The organism is Peptoniphilus sp. SGI.035 (assembly GCF_050315115.1).
Lineage (GTDB): Bacteria > Bacillota > Clostridia > Tissierellales > Peptoniphilaceae > Peptoniphilus_A.
The window spans coordinates 1-22159 of record NZ_JBNPOJ010000014.1 but is presented as its reverse complement, the minus strand read 5'-3'; the positions used below and the strand labels follow the sequence as shown (position 1 = coordinate 22159).

Sequence of the window (22159 nt, the reverse complement as noted above, 5' to 3'; positions counted from 1 at the left end):
GTTGTAATTTTAGCAATATGTGTTATAATTTAATAAGAAAGATATTTTAGTGTAAAGAGTGGGTTAACCCACTCTTTGTTTTTTAGTAGTGAGGTGTTAAGTGAATAAAAAAGAATTAAAAAAAGAGATTTACCCACTAGCTGAAGAGGTAGCAGAAGAACTAGGTTACGAAATTGTAGACATAGAATTTCAAAATGGATCAAAACACGACCTTTTATCAATTTTTATTTACAAAAAAGAAGGAATTGATCTTGATGACTGCACAGAAATGAGTAGAAATTTAGAAAAAAAATTGGATAATCTTGAAATTTTAAAAAATCCTTATTATCTTGAAATTTCTTCACCGGGACTTGATAGACCTTTAAAAACAAAAGATGACTATAGAAGAAATATTGGAAATGAAGTTGATGTAAAACTTTATGCACCAATTGACGGAAAAAAAGAATTTAGTTTTGTTTTAGACAAATACGATGATGAAAACTTTTATTGTAAAATTGATGATGAAGATATTGTTATACCTATTAAATCAATTTCATCTATGAAACAAACTATTAAATTTTAATGGAGGATTAAATGAACCAAGAGTTTATAGACGCTTTGAATGAAATTGAAAAGGAAAAAGGGATTTCTAAAGAAATTGTCTTCGAAGCTTTGGAATCAGCTTTAGTTTCTAGTTATAGAAAAAATTATGGCACATCTCAAAATGTAATTGTTAATATGAATAGAGAAACTGGAGAAATTAAGTTATTTGCATCAAAAGATGTTGTCGAAAATGTTGAAGATGAACAACTTCAAATATCTTTAGAAGATGCAAAAAGAATAGACCCAAAATACGAAATTGGAGATGTTTATAATTTAGAAATACATCCAAAAAACTTTGGCAGAATTGCAGCTCAAACGGCTAAACAAGTTGTTATTCAAAGAATAAAAGATGCTGAAAGAGATATTGTTTTCGAAGAATTTGTTGAAAGAGAAAAAGAAATTATCACTGGAGTGGTTCAAAGAAAAGCGTACAACAATGTATATGTAGATTTAGGAACAACTGAAGCTATTCTCCCATATAGTGAACAAATTATCAATGAAAGATACGAACATGGCGATAGATATAAGATGTTAATTTTATCAGTTGAAAAATCTACTAAAGGTCCGCAAATTATTCTTTCAAGGTCGCATCCAGATTTAATTAAAAGACTTTTTGAATTAGAAGTTCCGGAAGTTAGTGAAGGAATAGTAGAAATTTATTCTATATCAAGAGAAGCTGGTTCAAGAACAAAAATAGCTGTATTTTCAAGAGATCCTGAGGTAGATCCTCTAGGAGCTTGTGTTGGATATAAAGGTCAAAGAGTTAATGCGATTGTAGATGAAATTCATAATGAAAAAATTGATATAGTTATTTATGAAAAAGAAATTGACAAATTTATTGCAAATTCTTTAAGTCCATCAAAAGTAGAAAAAGTATTTGTAAATGAAGCTGAAAAATCTGCACTTGCAATAGTTCCAGATTACCAATTATCTCTTGCCATAGGTAAGGAAGGACAAAATGTTAGACTTGCTGCCAAGCTTACTGGATGGAAAATTGACATTAAATCTAATGAACAATTTGAAGCTTATCTAGAAGATAGAGGAATTACTGAAGAAGAGTTAGCTGACGAATTTGCAAATGCAAAGAAAGAAATGCATGAAGAAATGGAAAGTTCTGATGAAATTCATAGTTCTGAAGACTTTTCTAAAAATACTGAAAGAAAAGAAATTCAAGAAGATGACAATTTGGAATTAGATTTTTTCAAAAAAGAAAATGAAGACGCTGATAAGTTTGAAGAAATAAAAGAAAATGAAGAAAATGATGATTAAAAATTCTTAATTTAACGGAGTAAAAAATGACTAAAATTAGGAAAATACCTATGCGTACTTGCATAGGTTGTCGTGAACAAAAACCAAAAAAAGATTTAATTAGAGTGGTTAAAAACAAAGATGATGAAATCTTTATAGATAAAACTGGAAAGGCAAATGGAAGAGGAGCTTATTTATGTAATGACAAAAATTGTTTGGAAAAAGCGATAAAGTCAAAATCCCTAAATAGGGCATTTAAAACAGAAATTAGTGAGGAAATATATGAAAAACTAATTAATTCTGTGGATTAAGCTTCTTTTGAGGAGGTGTTCAATTTGTCAAAAATTAGAGTGCACGCATTGGCAAAGGAAATTGGTATTACTAGTAAAGAATTAATTTTAAAATTAAATGAAATGCAAATACCTGTAAAAAACCATATGTCAACTTTAGAAAGTGCTGATGAAGAAAAAATAAGAAAATTATATGCAAAAAATTCTTCTAAGAATGAATCTCCTGTAAAGAATAATAATTCTAAAAATAATAGAGATGCAAAAGATAAAAGAAAAGTTACAGATTCTAATAAGAAAAAACAAGAAAAACATATTAGACATAATGAAGTTAAAAATCAAAAGAAACATGATCAATTAAATAAAGATTCCTTTGATGAAAACAAAAAGGAAATTCATAAAAATAAAATTCACAAAACAAAAAAAGAAGACTCTTTTGATGATGACAATTTTAGTAAAAATCAAAAGAAAAAATTTAAAAATAATAAAGAAAATAAAAAGGAATTTAACAACTCCTATAATAGAGATTTAACTAAGAAAAAGCCAAAGAAAAAAGTTAAATCAAGACACAAAACGGAAGAAGATAGCAAAGGAGATGATCCTATAATAGTGATTGCACCAATTACAGTAAAAGATTTTGCAGATCAACTTGGAGTATCTGTATCTACAGTAATTACTAAATTAATAAGCCTCGGAGTTATGGCTAACCAAAATCAAAGTATTGATGAAGATACTTGTGTTCTTTTAGCAGATGAACTTGGAATTGAAATTGAAATAGAAGAACAAAAACTCGATGATTCAATTGAAGAAGAATATGGACTATTAAAAAAAGATAAAGAAACAGATTTAAAAATTAGACCACCTGTTGTTACAGTAATGGGACACGTTGACCACGGTAAAACATCTCTACTTGATTCCATTAAAAAAACTCATGTAACTCAATCAGAAGCTGGTGGAATTACTCAACATATTGGAGCTTACACAGTTAATTTAGCTGGAAAGAAAATTACTTTCTTAGACACACCTGGACACGAAGCTTTCACTTCTATGAGACTTAGAGGAGCTCAAACGACAGACATTGCTGTACTTGTTGTCGCTGCAGACGATGGTGTAATGCCACAAACTATTGAAGCTATTTCACATGCTAGATCTGCTGAAGTTCCTATTATTGTTGCAATTACAAAAATTGACAAGCCTGAAGCCAATCCCGAAAAGGTAAAACAAGAACTTATGAATGAAAATTTAGTTGCTGAAGAATGGGGAGGAGATACAATAGTTGTTGGTGTTTCTTCAAAAACTGGTGAAGGTATTGACGAACTTCTTGAAATGATTCTTCTAGTTGCTGAAATGAGGGAATTAAAGGCTAACCCTAGCAGACGAGCTATTGGTACAATTATTGAAGCAAACTTAGATAAGGCTAAGGGTCCTATGGCTACTGTTCTTATAAAAAACGGTACCTTAAGATTTGGAGATTCAATTGTATCTGGGGTATGTTCAGGAAGAATTAGAGCAATGGAAGATGATAAGGGCAAGAAAGTTAAAAAAGCTGGTCCATCTATGCCAGTGGTAGTTCTTGGACTTAACGACGTTCCTAACGCAGGTGATACAATTTATGCAGTAAAAGACGATAAGACAGCAAAGGCTATTGCAGATAAAAACGCCGAAATTACTAGAGAAAAAAGACTTAGCCAAACTACAAAAATTAGCTTAGATAATTTATTTGAAAAAATTTCTGAAGAAGATGTAAAAGAATTAAATATAGTTGTAAAAGCTGACGTAAAGGGTTCCGTAGAAGCATTGAATCAATCACTTCTAAAACTATCAACAGAAGAAGTAAAAATCTCAATTATTCACTCTGGAGTTGGTGGAATTAACGAATCTGATGTAACACTCGCTTCTGCATCAAATGCAATTGTAATTGGATTTAATGTAAGACCAAACATCAATGCCATGGAACTTGCTAAGAGTGAAGACGTTGAAATTAGAACTTACAGAGTAATATATGAAATTATAAACGATATCGAACAAGCAGCAAAGGGTATGCTTGACCCCGATATTGTAGAAGAAATTCTTGGAAGATGTGAAATTAGACAAACATTTAAACTTCCTAACAATCAGATGGTTGCAGGGGTATATGTTTTAAATGGTAAAATTTTAAGAAATTCTAAAGTGAAAGTTCTTAGAGATGACGTAGTTATTCATGAAGGCGATATTTCTTCTCTAAAGAGATTTAAAGACGATACAAAGGAACTTGCAACTGGATTTGAAGGTGGTCTTGTAATCGATGGTTTCAATGACATTAAAGAGGGAGACCTTCTTGAATCCTATATAATAAAGGAAGTTAAGAGATCATAATGAACAATAAGAGAATTAATAGAATATCTGAAGAAGTAAAAAGAATAATTTCAAATATTGTCCAAAATGAACTAAAAGATCCTAGAATTCCTTCTATTACAAGTATTTCTCATGTAGATGTAACTAATGATTTATCTTTTGCAAAAGTTTATGTTTCCGTACTGGGAAATGATTCTGATAGAGATGAAGCAGTAGAAGGGTTAAATTCTGCAAAGGGATTTATAAAAAAAGAATTGGCAAAAAAAATCAAATTGAGAGCAATGCCTGAACTTATTTTTATTAAGGATGATTCAATAGAAAAGGCTCTTGAGCTTGACAAATTAATTGACGAGGTAAATCGTGGAAATGATTAATTTAAAAGAACTTTCTTCTGAATTAAAAAATTTAATTAATGAAAGTGAAAATATTGCAGTTGCTTCTCATCTAAATCCAGATGGAGATAATTTAGGGTCTGTTACAGCCATGGTTGGGATGTTAAAAAAACTTGGTAAAAATGCTGTTTATGTGTTAGATGACACTATTCCAAATCCCTTTAAATTCTTGCCAAATTTATCATACGCAAAAAGTCCTGACAAAATAAATAATGCTTTTGATTTATTTATTGCATTAGACTCATCTGACGAGAATAGAATGGGCGACAATATTAAAAAAATTTTTGAAACATCAAAAAAAACTGTAAATATTGACCATCATTTTAGTAATACAAAATTTGCCGATTTAAATATTGTTGACGACAAATCTCCTGCAACTTGTGAAGTCCTTGCAAGAATTTTTGAAACTCTTGATTTAGAACTAAATAAAGATATTGCAACTTCACTTTTTACTGGACTTTCAACAGATACCGGCTCATTTAAATATAGCTCTGTAAATTCAAATACATTTTTAATTGCATCGAACTTATTTAAATATGATATTGATATAAATGAAGTTACAGTAAATGTTTATCAAAGTAGATCTAGACAAAAAACGGATTTATTGATACGAGCAATGAACTCTATTGAATATTTTGACAATGACAAAATTGCAGTTGTCTTTGTTACAAAGGATGACATGATAAAATCAAAGGCTGAAAAGGCTGATGCAGACGGAATAGTTGAATTTGTAAGAGATATTGATAGTGTTGAACTTGCAGTTTTATTAAAAGAAAAAGACGACTGTATTAGACTATCGCTAAGATCAAAGTCCTATCTTGATTGCACAAAAATTGCTTCAAAATTTAATGGTGGCGGTCATGTCAGAGCTTCTGGAGGTACAATTAATCATACAGATTTAAACAAAGCAAAAGAAGATGTAGTAAAAGTAGCTGAAGAACAATTATGATAGATGGGCTTTTAATTTTTGACAAAGAAAAGGGAATAACTTCTCACGATTTAGTTTATAAAGTTAGAAAAAAATTAGGCATAAAAAAAGTAGGCCACACTGGAACTCTTGATCCAATGGCGACAGGAGTTCTCGTTATTTCCATTGGCAAGGCAACAAAGATTAGTGATTATATTCTATCTAGTGATAAGGTATATAAAGCAAAAATTAAACTTGGAATTTTAACTGATACCTACGACATAACTGGAAATATTTTAGATGAAAAAGAAGTTAATTTTACTGAAGAAGAAATTAAGGAAACTTTAGTTAAATTCACTGGCAAAATTTCTCAAAAACCTCCAATTTATTCTGCCTTAAAAGTTAATGGAAAAAAACTTTATGAATATGCAAGAGAAGGTAAAGATGTTGAGATCAAAAAAAGAGATATAGAAATTTATAAAAATGAACTTATAGATTTTAATGGTAGTGATGAATTTACTGTTTTAGTTGACGTTTCTAAGGGCACATATATAAGGTCCCTTGCAAATGATATTGGAAAATATCTTGGAACTTTTGGAACTTTAACTGAACTTAGACGTATAAGAACAGGAAATTTTAAAATTGAAGACTCCATAACAGTTTCTGACTTTGAAAAATTAAGCATCAATGAAATAAAAGAAAAAATTCTACCTATGGATTTAGCTCTTAGCAATTTAAAAAGACTTGATATTCCAAGTTTTTTTTGCAAAAAATTTTTGATGGGACAATTTTATAAACTAGACAAAAATCTTATTAATGAAGATTATAGAATTTATTCAAATGATAGATTTTTAGGCATTGGAGAAATTAGAAAAAAAGATGGAGAAATTTTTCTCAAGATGAAAAAGAATTTAATGGTGACTTATGAAAATAATTGAAATAGACTTAAATTATATTGCAAATGAAGAATCAGTTATAGCACTTGGAAATTTTGATGGAGTTCACAGAGGACATATTGCACTGATAAATAAGGCAATAGAAAATGCTAAAAAATTAAATATTAAGTCAAGTCTTTTACTTTTTAACGAGCACACAGATAACCTTGTAAAGGTAGGAAAGAAAGAGATTATTACAACTAACAAGACAAAGTTTGAAATTCTAGAAAATTTAGGCATAGATTTGATTTATCTCATTAATTTTACAAAGAAGTTTATGTCTTATAGTCCAATTAAATTTTTAGATTGCTTTTTAGCAAAAAATTTAAAAATTAAAGGCGTCGTCGTTGGTTATGATTATACTTATGGATATAAAAAATCTGGAAATGTAGAATTTTTAAAAAAGAATAAGTATTTATTTGAATCTGTTGAAGTAATAGATCAAATTTCTTACAATGGAGAAAAAATTTCATCATCTTTAATTCGAAAACTTATTGAAAGTGGAAAAATAAAAGAAGCTAATTTTTTATTATCAAGACCTTATAAGCTAATTGGAAAGATTATTCATGCTAAGGGATTAGGTAAAAAAATGGGTTATCCTACTGCAAATCTTGAACTAATAGATAATTTTGTAATACCAAAGTTTGGAGTATATGATAGTGATATTATCATTAAAGGAAAAAGATACAAAGCATCTACAAATATTGGAACAAATCCAACTGTTGAACATGATGGTGTAAAAATTGAAGCACACATACTTGATTTCACCAAAGATATTTATGGTGATATTGTAGAACTTGAACTTTTAAATTTTGTTAGACCTGAACTAAAGTTTAATAATATAGAAGATTTATTTAGTCAAATAGCGAAAGATGTTTTGATTACAAGGAATAGATGTAATGTGATAAGACATATGTTACAGAAATAAAAAAATAGAGAGGTACTTCTGATACAATATAATAAGCAAAAAAAGTATCGAAAGGAGCCCTCTCTATGTCAATAATAACAGAAGAAATGAGATTTCGTCAAATATTATGTGAATATGCACTTAAACATGGTGTTACTAAAGCTGCAAGAAGATATCATACTAATCGTCAATTTGTATATAGACAGTTAAAAAAATACGATGGAAATGTAAGAAGTTTAGCATTAAGATCTAGACGCCCAAAAACAAGCCCAAAAGCCCACAAAAAAGAAGAATTAGAGTTAATTGAAAGAATGTATAAAGAAATAGGAGTCTATGGATTGGCAGAAGTATATGTCAGATGCAAATCTAAGGGCTATGAAAGATCTTTTGGGAATATGTGTAGGCAAATACGCAAATATGGATTTAAAAAGCCAAAAATCAAGCGTCAAAGCTACACAAGATATATAGGATTAGATGGAAAATATCCCGGAGAAAAAGTGCAAATAGACATAAAATATGTACCAGAAAGCTGCATAAGATTCCCCACATATGGAAATAAATATTATCAAATAACAGCAATAGATGAATATTCCAGAAAAAGAATATTAAAAATAGTAAAAGAAAAAAGCACCTATGAAACTTCAAAATTCCTAAAAACATTAGAAACCGAAATGGGATTTAAAATAAAAACAATACAAGTGGATAACGGGTATGAATTTGTTAATGACATTGACAAAACAAATAAAATATCTAAGTTTCAAAAAGTAGCAGAAAAGCTTGGAATAGATATAAAAAGAACAAGACCATACTCACCATGGCAAAACGGGAAAGTAGAAAGAAGTCATAGAGAAGATGAAAAAATAATTTACGCAAGAGCAGTATTTACCAGTGAAAAACAGTTAAAAAGAGCAATAAAAAAACATGAAACACAATACAATAGCACAGCAAAATATGTATTAAAATTTAAGAGTCCAAATGAAATAATAAAAGAATATAATCTTCAAAAAGCTTCCTGAGATTATAGAACTTAATTCATTCTTGGTCAAGGGACGCTAACGCTCTAAAGCCCTTGACAATCATTCATTAAGTTCTAGCTAATATATAAAAGCTTTTGAAGAAATTGTATTGGGGTACAAAAAGTGTAACATATGTCTTGACAGTTAAGAAGATGTTTTGATTACAAGGAATAGATAACTTTACATTTTAAGCATTATATGATAAGATATATAAGGTTAAATAGCTATTCACAGTTCGACGCTCCTCGACGTGTACTTTGATTAGCTTTATTAAAAATTAGGAGGAAAATATGCTAGAACCAAATATTAAAAAGATTATTATTGATGAATTTAAGACTCATGAAGGTGATACTGGTTCACCAGAGGTACAAATTGCAATTCTTACTAGAAGAATTAATGATTTAAATGAACATCTAAGAATTCATAAGAAAGACCATCACTCAAGAAGAGGACTTCTTAAAATGGTTGGTAAAAGAAGAAATTTATTAAGATATTTAAAAAACAGTGATATAGAAAGATATCGTACACTTATTAAAAAACTACAAATAAGAGGATAGTAGGAGCGGTAATTCCGCTCTTTCTTATTAGAAGGAGGAAATAATGGAAAAAACTTATACTATGGATCTTGCAGGTTCCCAATTAAAAGTTACAATTGGAAAAGTTGCAGAACAAGCTAATGGTGCTTGTTTAGTACAATATGGAGATACTGTTGTCCTAGTTACAGCTACAGCTTCATCTAAGCCAAGAGAGGGAATCGACTTTTTTCCTCTAAGTGTAGATTATGAAGAAAAGATGTATGCTGTTGGGAAAATTCCTGGTGGATTCATTAAACGTGAAGGAAGACCAAGCGAAAAAGCTACTCTATCTGCCAGATTAATCGACAGGCCTCTTAGACCTCTTTTCCCTGAGGGATATAGAAATGATGTACAAATTGTTGCAACAGTATTATGTGTTGATCAAGATCACTCACCTGAAATTGTTGCTATGATAGGTTCTTCTATTGCTCTTTCTATCTCTGATATTCCTTTTGACGGACCTACTGGATCTGTTGAAGTTGGTTTTATTGATGGAAAATACATTATAAATCCTAATGAAGAAGAGAGAAACAATTCCAGAATTAATTTATCTCTTTCTGGCACTGAAACCGCTATTATGATGGTTGAAGCCGGTGCACAAGAAGTAAGTGAAGCTGAAATGTTGGAGGCTATTTTAGAAGGTCATGAAGTTATTAAAGACATTTGTACCTTTGTAAATAAAATTACTTCAGAAGTTGGAAAAGAAAAAGCTGAATACGAGGTATTTAAAGCTGACGAAGAAATTGTTGCTAAAGTTAAAGAATATGGCAAAGATTTATTAATTGACGCAATAAGACAAAAAGATAAAATCACAAGAGTTGAAAAAACTGAAGCTGCAAAAAATGACATAAGAGAACATTTTAAAGATCTTATGGAAGAAAATGCAAAAGACGTTGAATTTGCTTTAGAAGAAATTGAAGTAAATGAAGTTAGGAGAGGAATACTTGAAGAGGAAAGAAGACCTGACGATAGAAAACTTACAGAAATAAGACCTCTTTCTTCTGAAGTTGGAATTTTACCAAGAACTCACGGATCAGGACTATTTACTAGAGGACAAACTCAAGTGTTATCAATTGCAACTCTCGGTGCAATTTCTGAAGAACAAGTTATTGATGGTCTTGGAGATGACAAGCCAAAAAGATATATTCATCACTACAATTTTCCAGGATTCTGCGTTGGTGATACTAAACCATCAAGATCCCCTGGTAGACGTGAAATTGGTCACGGCGCTCTTGCCGAAAGAGCTCTCAAACCTGTAATTCCTGATAGTGAAACTTTCCCATATACAATTAGAGTTGTTTCTGAAGTTTTATCATCTAATGGCTCTTCTTCTCAAGCATCAATTTGTGGATCTACTCTAGCTCTTATGGACGCAGGTGTTCCTATTAAAGCACCCGTAGCTGGTATTGCAATGGGACTTATTGAAGAAAATGGTGTCATAAAAATTTTAACAGATATTCAAGGACTTGAAGATCATTTTGGAGATATGGACTTTAAAGTAGCTGGAACTCGCGAGGGAATTACAGCTATTCAAATGGATATTAAAGTCGAAGGAATTAAAAAAGAAATCCTTGAAGTTGCACTTGAAAGAGCTAAAGTTGCAAGAATTGAGATTCTTGATCACTTAGCTAAAACTATTGACAAACCAAGGTCTAAGCTTTCTAAATACGCCCCAATTATTCACATGATTTCTATTGATCCTGAAAGAATTGGTGAAGTAATAGGTGCCGGTGGAAAAATAATTAATAAAATTATTGAACAAACTGGCGTTAAAATCGATATCGACGATGATGGAAGAATTTCTATACTTTCTGAAAGCGATGAAAAAGCTAAAGAGGCTATTGCCATCATAGAAGACATTGTAAAAGACATTGAAGTTGGTGATGTTTATACAGGTAAGGTTAAAAAGATAGTTAAATTCGGTGCCTTTGTTGAAATTAAAAAGGGAACTGAAGGGCTTCTTCATATTTCTGAAATTGCTCATGAAAGAACAAATAATGTTGAAGACGTTTTAAAAGTTGGCGACACTGTTGAAGTTAAAGTTATCGAAATATCTGAAGATACTGGAAAAATTTCACTTTCAAGAAAAGCTCTTATAAAAAGAGAAGATGAAAAGACAGAAGATAAATAAATAATTTTTTAGTCGCATTAAGATTTATTTTAATGCGATTTTTTAAAGGGGAATTTATGAAATTAAAAATTATAAATAAAAGTAAGCATCCACTTCCTAAATACGAAACTGAAGGTTCTTCAGGAATGGATTTGAGGGCAAATCTTGACGAAGATATAGTATTAAAACCACTTGATAGAGTATTAGTTCCTACGGGATTATTTCTTGAATTTGATAAAGGATACGAAGCTCAAGTTAGGGCAAGATCTGGTCTTGCCTTAAAAAAAGGTCTAGGTCTTCCAAACGGAATAGGAACAATCGATTCAGACTACCGTGGAGAATTAAAAGTAATTTTGATTAACATGAGTAATGAAAAAGTTATTATTAAAGACGGTGAGAGAATTGCACAAATTGTCTTTATGAAAATTGAAACTCCAGAAATTGTTGAAGTTGAAGAGATAAGTGATACAGAAAGAAGCACTGGAGGATTTGGTCATACTGGCGTTTAAGATGACAAATTGTTATAATATTAATGAGGTGCTTTCTCTTGATAAAAAACAAAAAAAACAATAAAAAAAATTCAAATAAAAAAAATATTCAAAAAAGAAGAAAAACTTCTTCAAGTATTTCTTCTGGAAAAGAAATTATTGGTCTATTTTTAATTGTAATAGGCATAGTATTTTTCATTTGCCTATACAGTCAAAAAATGGGGCTAATTGGTACCTTAATATATAAATTATTTTCTGTTATTACTGGTTCTGGAAATTTTATTATTCCTCTACTATTCATTTTTTGGGGAATATTGTTTAATATTCAAGCTACTAAATTTCATATGAGAAGGTATATTCTTTGTTCCCTTATAATATTCTTGTGCATTTTAATTTTCCTTGATGGATCCAAGGAAATGGACATGACTTTAATAGAAAGAATTATAAAATCAACTGAGTATATGGATATAACTAGAAGTGGTGGTATAATTGGAGCAATCTTTGGATTTTTTTCATATAAACTTTTAGGTTCACTTGGTACTTATTTAATTCTTGGGATAATAATTATTGCTTCACTTTACTTTATGATAAAAATAAACATCGACCAAATGATTATGTTTATTGAAGATATGGGCGAATATATTGAAGATATGGGCGAATACATTGAAGATAAAAAGAAAATATTAGAAGAAAAAAAAGCTGATAGAAAAATTAAATTAGAAGAAAAAGAAAAGAAGAAATTAGAAAAAGAAAATCTTAAGAAAGAAAAAATTGAACTCAAAAAAGCTAAAGAAAATTCAAAGGACACAGAAGAATTTGTAGAAAACTTAGTTATTAAAGATTATTCTGAAGAAAATATTGAAGAAGAATCTGAAAAAATTAAAGAAAATAGTAATGAAATTATAGAAGATAATAATTCTAAAATAATTACTCAATTACAAGATGAGGAAATTGAAGAAGATGTTGTTGATACTATAAAAAATGACATTGAAAATAAGAATAAAGAAGAATATACCTACACTTATCCCGATATAGCTTTATTAGATAGAACTAACCCAAAGGGTAGATTTTCTAAGGACGAAATTATTGAAAAGGGAAAAATTATCGAAAACACTATGAGAAACTTTGGTATTGAATCTAAAGTTGTTGCAATAAATCGTGGCCCTGTAATAACATCCTACGAATTAAAACCTGCTCCTGGAATTAAATTATCTAGAATAGTTGGACTAAACGATAATATTGCCATGGCTCTTTCTAGTTCTGACCTTCGTATAGAAGCACCAATTCCTGGAAAAAATGTAGTTGGTATTGAAGTACCAAATAAGGAAAAGGATGCTGTTAGTCTTAAAGAGTTAATTGATTCTAATGAATTTAAAACTATTAATTCAGATATACCATTAACTCTTGGTAAGGATGTTGAAGGAAATATATTAATTTCAGGCATGGAAGATATGCCTCATCTATTAATTGCTGGTGCTACTGGTTCTGGTAAATCAGTATGTATCAATTCAATAATCACTAGTGTAATATATAAATCCTCTCCAAGGGATGTAAAACTTATGCTTATAGATCCAAAAGTTGTTGAACTTAGTGTCTATAATGGCATACCACATCTTTTAATCGACGTTGTTACTAATCCCAAAAAAGCAGCCTTTGCACTTAACTGGGCTGTCGATGAAATGGAAAAAAGATATATTTCCTTTGCCGAGAAACACGTGAGAGACTTGAAGGGCTACAACAAAAAAATGGTTGAAGAGGGAAGAGAGAAAGAAAAACTTCCTAAAATCCTAATTATTGTCGATGAACTTGCGGATCTCATGATGGTTGCCTCTAAGGAAATTGAAGAATATATTGCTAGACTTGCACAAAAGGCAAGAGCTGCTGGAATGCATCTAATTCTTGCTACGCAAAGACCTTCAGTAGATGTAATTACAGGGACAATCAAGGCAAATATCCCTTCACGTATTGCATTTGCAGTTGCATCATCTATTGATTCAAGGACAATTCTCGATATGAGTGGAGCTGAAAAACTCCTTGGAAAGGGAGATATGCTATTTTATCCAAGTAAGTATCCAAAACCTAAGAGAATACAAGGTGCTTTTATAAGTGATAACGAAGTTGAAAGAGTGGTCGATTTTGTAAAAAGCAACAATGAAGTAAGGGTAAATGTTGAATCAAAAATTGAGAAAGCTATTGAAAGCAAAAAATTAAAAGGCGAAGAAGAGAGAGATCTACTTTTCAAAGATGCAGTTGAACTTGTAGTTAACGATGAGCAAGCATCCATTTCTTACATTCAAAGAAAATTAAAAGTGGGTTATTCAAGAGCTGGTAGAATCATAGATCAAATGGAAGAAATGGGCATAATTGGTCCACATGAAGGTTCAAAGCCTAGAAAGCTTTTGAAAACAAAGGAAGAAATAGATATAATTTTAGGTGATAAAGATGAATAATGTGCATATAGTTACATTGGGTTGCTCAAAGAATGATGTTGACTCATCCATGATGTATTCACTTTTGGATAAGGAAAAATACAAAATGGTAAATTCTGCCAGTCAAGCCGATATTTTAATTGTAAATACTTGTGGATTTATTGATGCTGCAAAAGAAGAATCCATTGACACTATTTTAGAATCTGTGGAATATAAAAATGAAGGAAGATGTAAAAAAGTTCTTCTATCAGGTTGTTTAGCTCAAAGATATCCCGAAGAGCTATTAAAAGAAATTCCAGAAATAGATGGAATTATTGGTACTGGTAATATAAATTATATAAATGAACTTTTAGATAGAAGTCTTGCAGGAGATTTGTTTGTAAAAACTGATAATTTGAATTCTGCTTATATAGAGGGCATAAAAAAAGAAATCGTAAATACTACTGAGTATGTGAAAATTTCTGAAGGTTGCAATAACAATTGCTCTTATTGCATTATTCCTTCACTTCGTGGCAAAAATAGATCTAGAAAAATTGAAGATATATACTCTGAAGTTGAATATTTAGTAAGTAAGGGTGCAAGAGAAATTATTTTAATCGCACAAAACACTACTGATTATGGAATTGACCTGTACTCAAAATATTCTCTTGCAAGTTTAATTAAAGAAATTTCAAAAATAAAAGATTTAAAATGGATTCGAGTTTTATATTTATATCCAGATCATTTTACAGATGAATTAATCGAAGAATTTAAGGTTAATGAAAAATTAGTAAAATATGTTGATATGCCACTTCAACATATTTCTGACAATGTTTTAAAAAATATGAATAGAAAAACTAGCAAAAATCACATCATTAAAACTCTTAAAAGTTTACGTGAATCAATCCCAGAAATTGTAATTAGAACAACTTTTATAGTTGGTTTTCCTGGAGAAAGTGATGAAGACTTTAAAGAACTCATTGATTTTATTAAAGAAACAAAATTTGATAAACTTGGGGTTTTTAAATACTCTAAAGAATACGGAACAAAAGCATCTACATTTGAAAATCAAATATCAGATGAGGTAAAACAAAGTCGAAATGATGAAATTATGAAAATCCAAAGTGACATATCTAGTAAAATTCTTTCAAAAAATCTTAATAAAACTTTAGAAGTATTAATTGAAGAAAAAATCGATGAAAATAATTACATTGGACGAACTTATATGGATGCTCCTGAAATCGACGGAGTAACATATATTGAATCAAATAAAAATCTTGAAGTTAATGATTTTGTTAATGTTAAAATTATTGATACTTTAGATTATGATTTAGTAGGTGAAGTTATATGAATACCCCAAATAAATTGACTCTTATGAGAACTTTGATGGTTCCAGTTTTTGTATTATTTATGTACTTAGATTTTAACAATTCAAGAATTATTGCAACTCTTATTTTTGCTATTGCTTCTTTTACAGATTTTTTAGACGGACATTTAGCAAGGCGTGATAATTTAGTCACAAATTTTGGGAAATTTGCAGATCCTCTTGCAGATAAAATTTTAGTATGTTCTGCAATGATTATGTTAGTTAGTTCTGGTGAAATGCCCGCATGGGCTGTAATAATTATTATTGCAAGAGAATTTACTATCACGGGTTTTAGAATTATAGCAGCTTCTGAAAATATTACCATAGCAGCCAGTCCTCTTGGTAAATTTAAAACTGTTACACAACTAATATCTAATATTTTACTCTTAACAGGAATTAGTTCTCTTAGACCTATTGGAATGGGAATATTTTATCTAGCTGTTGTTTTTACAGTAATTTCAGGTGCAGATTATTTAATTAAGAATAAAAAAGTTCTTGATTTAGAGAATATTTAAGGAGAAATATGAAAGCTAGCATTTTAACAATTGGCAAAGAAATTTTAATTGGTTCAATTACAAATACAAATTCTAAATATATTTCCGAAAAATTAACTGATATGGGAATTGAAGTAAATAGACAGGTTTCTGTTGATGATGACTTAGATGAAATAATTAAGGAATTAAATTATTCTACCAATAACTCTGATTTAATTATTATAAGTGGTGGACTTGGACCTACTAATGATGACATAACAAGAGAAGCCGTAGCAAAGTTTTTAAATAGAAATCTCTATATTGATGAGTTAGAAAAAGAAAAAATGGAAGATAGATTTACAAGACTTGGCAGAACTATGACTCCAAATAATTTAAAACAAATTATGCTAATAAAAGGTTCTGAAAAAATTGAAAATAAATGGGGAGTAGCGCTTGGCGAATCCATAGAATTTGACAACAAAAGAATTATTCTCTTACCAGGACCTCCAAACGAAATGGAACCAATGATGGATTATTATTTTGCTAATAACTCCTTTACTGATGAAAATATAATGGTAAAATCTCTTGATATTATTGGACTTGGTGAATCTTTAATAGAAGATAGAATTAGAAAGATGTCCTTTGAAGATAAAAGCGTAAGCGTAAATACTTTTGCTCATGGGACTTACACTGAAGTCAAAATTATTGGCAAAAGTACAAAAAAAGAGGAATTGCAATTTTCCATAGAAAAAGTTTTAAAATCACTTTATGCCGAATTTGAAACTCACGTTTATTCTGAGAATAATGATGATGTTGCAAAAGAAATTGTAAGAATTTTAAACAAAAATAATTTAAAAATTTCCTTTGCAGAATCAATAACTGGCGGAATGTTAAGTGCTGCGATTACAGACATTAGTGGTGCATCTGGTGTGATGGAAACTTCTTTTGTCACATATTCCAATAATTCAAAAAATAAAAATTTAGGTGTATCTAAAGATACATTAGAGGAGTTTGGAGCTATTAGCGAAAATACTGCCTATGAAATGGCAAGGAAAGTAAAAGAAAAAACTAATGCAAACATTGGTGTATCAACTACTGGCGAAGCAGGACCTAATCCTTCTGAAACCGAAGTAGGAAATGTCTTTACTTGCATTTATTTATCTGATGACAAATATTATACTAAGCACTATTTCTTTTCGGGAGATAGAAATAAAATAAGAAGAAGCACTGTAAATAGAGTATTGTCTCAAATACTTTATATACTTAGAAAAAATTTTAAGGAGTAATTATGAAAGATAGTAATTTAAGCAAAGATAAACAAGAAGCTCTTCACAATGTATTATCAAAAATCGAAAAACAGTATGGTGAAGGTTCAGTTATGATTTTAGGAGAAGATGTTAAGCTTAATATTGAATCAATACCTACAGGTTCTCTAGCTCTAGATATTGCTCTTGGAATTGGTGGAATACCTAAGGGAAGAATTATTGAAATATACGGACCTGAATCCTCTGGTAAAACTACCTTGGCACTTCATATGTTAGCAGAAGCTCAAAAAAAGGGGGGAACAGGTGCTTTTGTAGATGCTGAACACGCTCTTGACCCTGGCTATGCAAAAAATCTTGGCTTAGACATAGAAAATTTGATTATTTCACAACCTGACACTGGAGAACAAGCTCTTGAAATTACAGAAGCTCTAGTTAGATCTAATGCTGTGGATTTAATTGTAATTGACTCAGTTGCAGCTCTTGTTCCAAAGGCAGAAATTGATGGAGAAATGGGTGCAGCCCAAATTGGTCTTCAAGCAAGATTAATGTCACAAGCTCTTAGAAAACTTACTGGTGCAATAAATAAATCTAAATGTACTGTTGTATTCATTAATCAACTTAGAGAAAAAGTTGGAGTTATGTTTGGAAATCCTGAAACCACTACTGGTGGTAGAGCTCTTAAATTTTATTCTTCAGTAAGACTCGATATTAGAAGGTCAGAAATCATTAAAAAAGGTGACGAAATAATAGGGAATAGAGTTAGGGTTAAAGTAGTTAAAAATAAAATCGCACCTCCATTTAGACAAGCTGAATTTGATATTATGTATGGCAAGGGGATTTCTAGCGTTGGAAATATTCTTGACGTAGCAGCTGAAGCTGATATTGTCAAAAAAGCAGGCGCATGGTACTCCTATGGCGAGGAAAGACTTGGTCAAGGTAGAGAAAATTCTAAGGATTTTTTAGAAGAACATCCTGAAATGTTAAAGGAAATTGAACATAAAGTTAGAGTTTACTACAATCTAATACCAGAAGATGAACTTGATAGTGATAATGAATCAGCTAAGCCAGAAAATTTTTTAGAAGAGGATAAATAGGGCGTGATTTTTTGAAAATACTCTATCTAACAGATACTCATATTAGAGGAACCAATCCTCAAAATAGGTTAGATGATTATAAAGAGACTTTAAAAGAAAAATTAAGAGAAATTGCAAATATTATAAAAGAAGAAAAAATTGACTATGTCTTGCATGGTGGCGATTTATTTGATAGACCTGACGTTTCAGTAAGTATAGTTTCAGAATTTGCACAAATTTTTCAACAATATGGTGTACCAATATATATTATTAGTGGAAATCATGATATTTTTGGTCATAATCCAGACACTTTAGATCGAACTATGCTTGGACTTTTATGTAATTTGGGCATTATGCATTTAGTAAATTATAAAAAAATAATATTAGAAAAAGATATAAAAGTTCAACTAACTGGTTCGCCCTATGTATATTCCATGGATGAAATTTCTAATAGACATAATTATATTTTAAATGAAGTTGATAATACCTGTAAATTTTCAATTCATATGACTCATGGATTTTTAATTGACAAACCTTTTATGAAAGAAGTTTCCCATACTTTAATTGACGACATTAAGGAAACTAAAGCAGACATAACTCTTGGAGGTCATTATCACTTTGGGTTTAAAACTGTTAAAATAGATAATAAATATTTTGTAAATCCTGGAGCATTAATTAGAATCTCAAATTCTAATGCAGAAATTAAAAGAAGACCAAAAGTTAATATTATTACCTTGGATGATCAAATAAAAATAGAAGATCGCTTTTTAAAATGCGCAAAACCAGGAGATGAAGTATTGGATAGATCTGAGATGGAAAGGCATCAATTTAAGGGGCTTAAACTTGCTGAATTTAAAGAAAGTATTGACTCAACCTCTAACTATAAAAGCTTAGATATTTTTGATTTACTTTTAAAAATTTCTAAAAGTGAAAATATTTCTGAAGAAGTAAAAAAAGAAGCCTTGAAAAGATTCGAAGAAGCACAGATTAATGGAGTTAGTTATTCATGATTTATATAAAAAAAATTGAACTTCATAATTTTCAATCTCATGATTACACTGAAATGGAATTTGACAGAGGTCTAAATGTAATCTTAGGCAATTCTGATGTAGGAAAAACAGCAATTTTAAGAGCTATAAAATGGGCTCTTTATAATGAGCCAAAGGGAGATTATTTTATTAGACAAGGCGAGAAAGATGTCTCTGTAAAAATCACTTTCTCCAATGGTGTAATAGTTGAAAGATCTAAAACTCCATCAAAAAATTCTTATTTTTTCGTTGATTCTTCAGGCAATGAAATGAGATTTGAGGGATTTGGCATTGATGTTCCAAAGGAAATTACAGATGCAACAAATATGTATAAAGTTCCCCTAGATAATTCAAATAATAAAACAATTTTAAATATTGCCGAACAATTAGATGGACCATTTTTATTAAATGAACAAGCATCGCTTCGTGCATCTGCAATTGGTAGATTAATAGGCGTAAATTATGTTGATGATGCACTGAGGACTGTAGTAAGAGATAACAAGCGAACTAATCAAGAAATCGCTGAATTAATAAAAAATAGGGATGAATTAAAGGAACAACTTGTCAAATTTAATTATATTAAAGATTATAAAGAAAAATTCGAAAAAATTACTGAAATTAGAAACAAAATTAAATATCTGCAAGAAAGATTGAATCTTTGTGTTAAATTAAAGGTAACTCTTGATAAAAACAAAATTGAACTTGATGAAATCACAAATTTAGTTAAAAAGTTTAAAAGTCTTAATGATTTAGAAAAGATTGCATCAACACTAGAAAACTTTATTTTTAAGAAAAATAGTTTTGAAAATTATTTAAAAAAAATAGAAAAAATTGATATTGAAACAAATTCCATAAAAAATATTTTAATTGAGCTTAAATCTCTAGACCAACTAAATCTCATAATATCTAAAATTAATGATGAAAAAAAGATTTTAGATATTTACGAAAGTTTGTACACTAAATATTTAGAAAATATCAAGAATGTAGCTAATGTAAATAATGATTTGAAAAAATATAAGAACAATGACAATATTCAAAAAATTATAGAAAACTTAGAAGAAAATTTAACTTTTTATTCAAAAATTTATGAGTATAAAGATAGTTTAAACAAAATTAATTTAAAACTTGATCTAGGTAAGGATTACATAAAAAATTTTGACAATAATGATAAAATTAATTTTATTGAAACTAATATACAAGATAAATTAAATTCTTTAAAAAAGATTATTGAAATAAATAATATTTTTAAAGAGATTTCTACACAAATTTTTGATACAGAAAATAGTCTTAAAAATATTTATACAAATATTAAAGAATGTTCTGACTCTTACGAAAAAATAATCTTAGAAATGGGAATATGCCCTTTCTGTTACAGTCAAATTGATGAAAATTCAATTGAACACATTAAATACCACTTGAGGAATGATTAAATGAATTACGAAGATAATTTGAAAATATTAAAAGATAATTTAGACAGATTAAAAAATATGAAATATAAATCTGAAGCTAGATTGGAACAATTAAACTCACAAAAAAAAGATATTCTTGCTGAAATCGAAAAGCTGGGTATAAAACCTGAAGATCTTGAAAGTGAAATTTCTGATTTAAAAAATGAAATTGATAAACTTTTTGACGAAGCTAGTAATTTAATGCCTAGGGTGTGATTTTTTGGACTTAAAAGAACTTGATTTAAAACTAATTGAACTAAATAATAAAATTTTAAGTGATGAGGGAAAAATTGAAATTTTAACCCAACAATTAGAAAAAACTGAAAAAACTTTAAATGATAAAGAAAAGTACAGCGATATTCTTACTAAAGTCTCTGTTTTATTTCAAAAAACTTCTGAATTTGCAAGAGAACAATCTAAAAGACAAATTGAAGATACAGTCACAAAATGTTTACAATTTATTTTTGAAACAGATATTGAATTTTTAATTGAACTATCTGAATCTCGTTCTGTTCCTGTTGCAGAATTTTTTGTACAAAGTAATTATCCTGAAGGTTACAGTATAAAAACTAAACCAGAAATTTCAAGAGGTGGAGGAGTCGTTGATATTATTTCACTCGCTCTTAGAATTGCATTCTTACAGCTAAATCAACCAAAGCTATCTGGTCCGCTTATTCTTGATGAACCTGGAAAACATGTAAGCAATGATTATATTTTTAATTTAGGTGAATTTCTGAAAAAATCATCAAATTTATTTGATAGACAAATAATTATGGTTACTCACAATCCACATCTTTCTCAAATTTGTGATAAAGCTTTTCATGTAACAAATAAAAGGGGAATTAGCGAAGTAAGTGTATATAATCAGTGATTTATATCTTAGATTTTTGCCTTGACTTTAGCAAGTAAAATTGTTAGTATATTAATGGAAATATGAATTGTTCGTATATTAACATTATTATTGAAGTCAGGAGGATACAATGATTTACGACTCAAAAATAAAAAGTAAGGAAATAGATGGCTTGTTTGAAGCAATTTTATTACTAGAAAACTTAGAAGAATGTTATAGATTCTTTGAAGACATTTGCACTGTTAAAGAATTACAAGCAATTGCACAAAGATTACAAGTTGTAAAACTACTTGTTAAAAATAAAACTTATCATGAAATCGAAAGCGAAACTGGAGCTTCAACTGCAACTATTTCAAGAATTAACAGATCTTTAAATTATGGTGCTGATGGTTATAAATTAATTTTAACAAGGTTAAATATTATAGATGAAGATGAAGAAAAAGAATAAGGCTGACCTTATTCTTTTT

At 29.5% G+C, this 22159-nt stretch carries 22 protein-coding genes; all 22 read left to right on the top strand.

Annotated features, from left to right (window positions below; genetic code table 11):
• The first annotated feature begins 100 nt into the window (after positions 1–100).
• The 22 genes from rimP to ACQRC6_RS07040 all read left to right on the top strand — a co-directional run bounded on the left by rimP (position 101) and on the right by ACQRC6_RS07040 (position 22140).
• On the top strand, positions 101–562 hold the full coding sequence (gene rimP / locus ACQRC6_RS07145) for a ribosome maturation factor RimP (RefSeq protein WP_293557273.1): 462 nt from the start codon (positions 101–103) through the stop codon (positions 560–562).
• A gap of 11 nt (positions 563–573) precedes the next feature.
• Positions 574–1851 (top strand): transcription termination factor NusA, encoded by a 1278-nt coding sequence (gene nusA, locus ACQRC6_RS07140; RefSeq protein WP_427848351.1) that lies wholly within the window; start codon positions 574–576, stop codon positions 1849–1851.
• Positions 1852–1877: 26 nt separating this feature from the next.
• Positions 1878–2141, top strand: a complete 264-nt coding sequence (rnpM, locus tag ACQRC6_RS07135) for an RNase P modulator RnpM (RefSeq protein WP_293557275.1) — start codon at positions 1878–1880, stop codon at positions 2139–2141.
• Between the two features lie 24 nt (positions 2142–2165).
• On the top strand, positions 2166–4472 hold the full coding sequence (gene infB / locus ACQRC6_RS07130) for a translation initiation factor IF-2 (RefSeq protein ID WP_427848350.1): 2307 nt from the start codon (positions 2166–2168) through the stop codon (positions 4470–4472).
• Positions 4472–4825: a 30S ribosome-binding factor RbfA gene (gene rbfA, locus ACQRC6_RS07125; RefSeq protein ID WP_293557277.1), complete on the top strand. Its 354-nt coding sequence runs from the start codon at positions 4472–4474 to the stop codon at positions 4823–4825. The genes infB and rbfA overlap by 1 nt, the downstream gene beginning before the upstream one ends.
• On the top strand, positions 4818–5792 hold the full coding sequence (locus ACQRC6_RS07120; protein WP_427848349.1) for a DHH family phosphoesterase: 975 nt from the start codon (positions 4818–4820) through the stop codon (positions 5790–5792). The genes rbfA and ACQRC6_RS07120 overlap by 8 nt, the downstream gene beginning before the upstream one ends.
• On the top strand, positions 5789–6688 hold the full coding sequence (truB, locus tag ACQRC6_RS07115; protein WP_293557279.1) for a tRNA pseudouridine(55) synthase TruB: 900 nt from the start codon (positions 5789–5791) through the stop codon (positions 6686–6688). The genes ACQRC6_RS07120 and truB overlap by 4 nt, the downstream gene beginning before the upstream one ends.
• The gene (locus ACQRC6_RS07110) at positions 6675–7613 is read left to right on the top strand and encodes a bifunctional riboflavin kinase/FAD synthetase (protein ID WP_427848348.1); all 939 of its coding nucleotides are present in this window, start codon (positions 6675–6677) and stop codon (positions 7611–7613) included. The genes truB and ACQRC6_RS07110 overlap by 14 nt, the downstream gene beginning before the upstream one ends.
• Before the next feature lie 65 nt (positions 7614–7678).
• A complete protein-coding gene (locus tag ACQRC6_RS07105; protein ID WP_427848347.1) occupies positions 7679–8608 on the top strand; it encodes a DDE-type integrase/transposase/recombinase in 930 nt (309 codons plus the stop codon).
• 290 nt (positions 8609–8898) lie between these two features.
• Positions 8899–9165, top strand: coding sequence for a 30S ribosomal protein S15 (gene rpsO / locus ACQRC6_RS07100; protein WP_075658746.1), 267 nt, complete (start codon positions 8899–8901; stop codon positions 9163–9165).
• 43 nt (positions 9166–9208) lie between these two features.
• The gene (locus ACQRC6_RS07095; protein WP_427848346.1) at positions 9209–11314 is read left to right on the top strand and encodes a polyribonucleotide nucleotidyltransferase; all 2106 of its coding nucleotides are present in this window, start codon (positions 9209–9211) and stop codon (positions 11312–11314) included.
• 56 nt (positions 11315–11370) lie between these two features.
• The gene (gene dut / locus ACQRC6_RS07090; protein ID WP_427848345.1) at positions 11371–11802 is read left to right on the top strand and encodes a dUTP diphosphatase; all 432 of its coding nucleotides are present in this window, start codon (positions 11371–11373) and stop codon (positions 11800–11802) included.
• Positions 11803–11840: 38 nt separating this feature from the next.
• Positions 11841–14231, top strand: a complete 2391-nt coding sequence (locus tag ACQRC6_RS07085) for a DNA translocase FtsK 4TM domain-containing protein (protein WP_427848344.1) — start codon at positions 11841–11843, stop codon at positions 14229–14231.
• Positions 14224–15540 carry a 30S ribosomal protein S12 methylthiotransferase RimO gene (gene rimO, locus ACQRC6_RS07080; RefSeq protein WP_427848343.1) on the top strand — a complete coding sequence of 439 codons (1317 nt, stop codon included), beginning with the start codon at positions 14224–14226 and terminating at the stop codon, positions 15538–15540. Before ACQRC6_RS07085 ends, rimO begins: the two co-directional genes overlap by 8 nt.
• On the top strand, positions 15537–16070 hold the full coding sequence (gene pgsA, locus ACQRC6_RS07075; protein WP_293559201.1) for a CDP-diacylglycerol--glycerol-3-phosphate 3-phosphatidyltransferase: 534 nt from the start codon (positions 15537–15539) through the stop codon (positions 16068–16070). Before rimO ends, pgsA begins: the two co-directional genes overlap by 4 nt.
• An 8-nt stretch (positions 16071–16078) precedes the next feature.
• A complete protein-coding gene (locus ACQRC6_RS07070) occupies positions 16079–17314 on the top strand; it encodes a competence/damage-inducible protein A (protein WP_427848342.1) in 1236 nt (411 codons plus the stop codon).
• Between the two features lie 2 nt (positions 17315–17316).
• Complete coding sequence (recA, locus tag ACQRC6_RS07065) at positions 17317–18387, top strand: recombinase RecA (protein ID WP_427848341.1); 1071 nt, start codon at positions 17317–17319, stop codon at positions 18385–18387.
• A gap of 11 nt (positions 18388–18398) precedes the next feature.
• The gene (locus tag ACQRC6_RS07060) at positions 18399–19376 is read left to right on the top strand and encodes a metallophosphoesterase family protein (RefSeq protein WP_427848340.1); all 978 of its coding nucleotides are present in this window, start codon (positions 18399–18401) and stop codon (positions 19374–19376) included.
• Positions 19373–20824: an AAA family ATPase gene (locus ACQRC6_RS07055; RefSeq protein WP_427848339.1), complete on the top strand. Its 1452-nt coding sequence runs from the start codon at positions 19373–19375 to the stop codon at positions 20822–20824. The genes ACQRC6_RS07060 and ACQRC6_RS07055 overlap by 4 nt, the downstream gene beginning before the upstream one ends.
• Positions 20825–21058 carry a hypothetical protein gene (locus ACQRC6_RS07050; RefSeq protein ID WP_427848338.1) on the top strand — a complete coding sequence of 78 codons (234 nt, stop codon included), beginning with the start codon at positions 20825–20827 and terminating at the stop codon, positions 21056–21058.
• Positions 21059–21062: 4 nt separating this feature from the next.
• Positions 21063–21713, top strand: coding sequence for an ATPase (locus ACQRC6_RS07045; RefSeq protein WP_427848337.1), 651 nt, complete (start codon positions 21063–21065; stop codon positions 21711–21713).
• Positions 21714–21822: 109 nt separating this feature from the next.
• Entirely contained in the window at positions 21823–22140 is a 318-nt protein-coding gene (locus ACQRC6_RS07040; RefSeq protein WP_427848336.1) for a YerC/YecD family TrpR-related protein, read from the top strand.
• Positions 22141–22159: the final 19 nt, after the last annotated feature.

Bases quoted from the DNA above. Each gene is read 5' to 3' on its own strand.
- nusA (WP_427848351.1), top strand. From the start codon at position 574: ATGAACCAAGAGTTTATAGACGCTTTGAATGAAATTGAAAAGGAAAAA.
- rnpM (WP_293557275.1), top strand. From the start codon at position 1,878: ATGACTAAAATTAGGAAAATACCTATGCGTACTTGCATAGGTTGTCGT.
- rbfA (WP_293557277.1), top strand. From the start codon at position 4,472: ATGAACAATAAGAGAATTAATAGAATATCTGAAGAAGTAAAAAGAATA.
- ACQRC6_RS07120 (WP_427848349.1), top strand. From the start codon at position 4,818: ATGATTAATTTAAAAGAACTTTCTTCTGAATTAAAAAATTTAATTAAT.
- truB (WP_293557279.1), top strand. From the start codon at position 5,789: ATGATAGATGGGCTTTTAATTTTTGACAAAGAAAAGGGAATAACTTCT.
- ACQRC6_RS07110 (WP_427848348.1), top strand. From the start codon at position 6,675: ATGAAAATAATTGAAATAGACTTAAATTATATTGCAAATGAAGAATCA.
- ACQRC6_RS07105 (WP_427848347.1), top strand. From the start codon at position 7,679: ATGTCAATAATAACAGAAGAAATGAGATTTCGTCAAATATTATGTGAA.
- rpsO (WP_075658746.1), top strand. From the start codon at position 8,899: ATGCTAGAACCAAATATTAAAAAGATTATTATTGATGAATTTAAGACT.
- ACQRC6_RS07095 (WP_427848346.1), top strand. From the start codon at position 9,209: ATGGAAAAAACTTATACTATGGATCTTGCAGGTTCCCAATTAAAAGTT.
- dut (WP_427848345.1), top strand. From the start codon at position 11,371: ATGAAATTAAAAATTATAAATAAAAGTAAGCATCCACTTCCTAAATAC.
- rimO (WP_427848343.1), top strand. From the start codon at position 14,224: ATGAATAATGTGCATATAGTTACATTGGGTTGCTCAAAGAATGATGTT.
- pgsA (WP_293559201.1), top strand. From the start codon at position 15,537: ATGAATACCCCAAATAAATTGACTCTTATGAGAACTTTGATGGTTCCA.
- ACQRC6_RS07070 (WP_427848342.1), top strand. From the start codon at position 16,079: ATGAAAGCTAGCATTTTAACAATTGGCAAAGAAATTTTAATTGGTTCA.
- recA (WP_427848341.1), top strand. From the start codon at position 17,317: ATGAAAGATAGTAATTTAAGCAAAGATAAACAAGAAGCTCTTCACAAT.
- ACQRC6_RS07055 (WP_427848339.1), top strand. From the start codon at position 19,373: ATGATTTATATAAAAAAAATTGAACTTCATAATTTTCAATCTCATGAT.
- ACQRC6_RS07050 (WP_427848338.1), top strand. From the start codon at position 20,825: ATGAATTACGAAGATAATTTGAAAATATTAAAAGATAATTTAGACAGA.
- ACQRC6_RS07040 (WP_427848336.1), top strand. From the start codon at position 21,823: ATGATTTACGACTCAAAAATAAAAAGTAAGGAAATAGATGGCTTGTTT.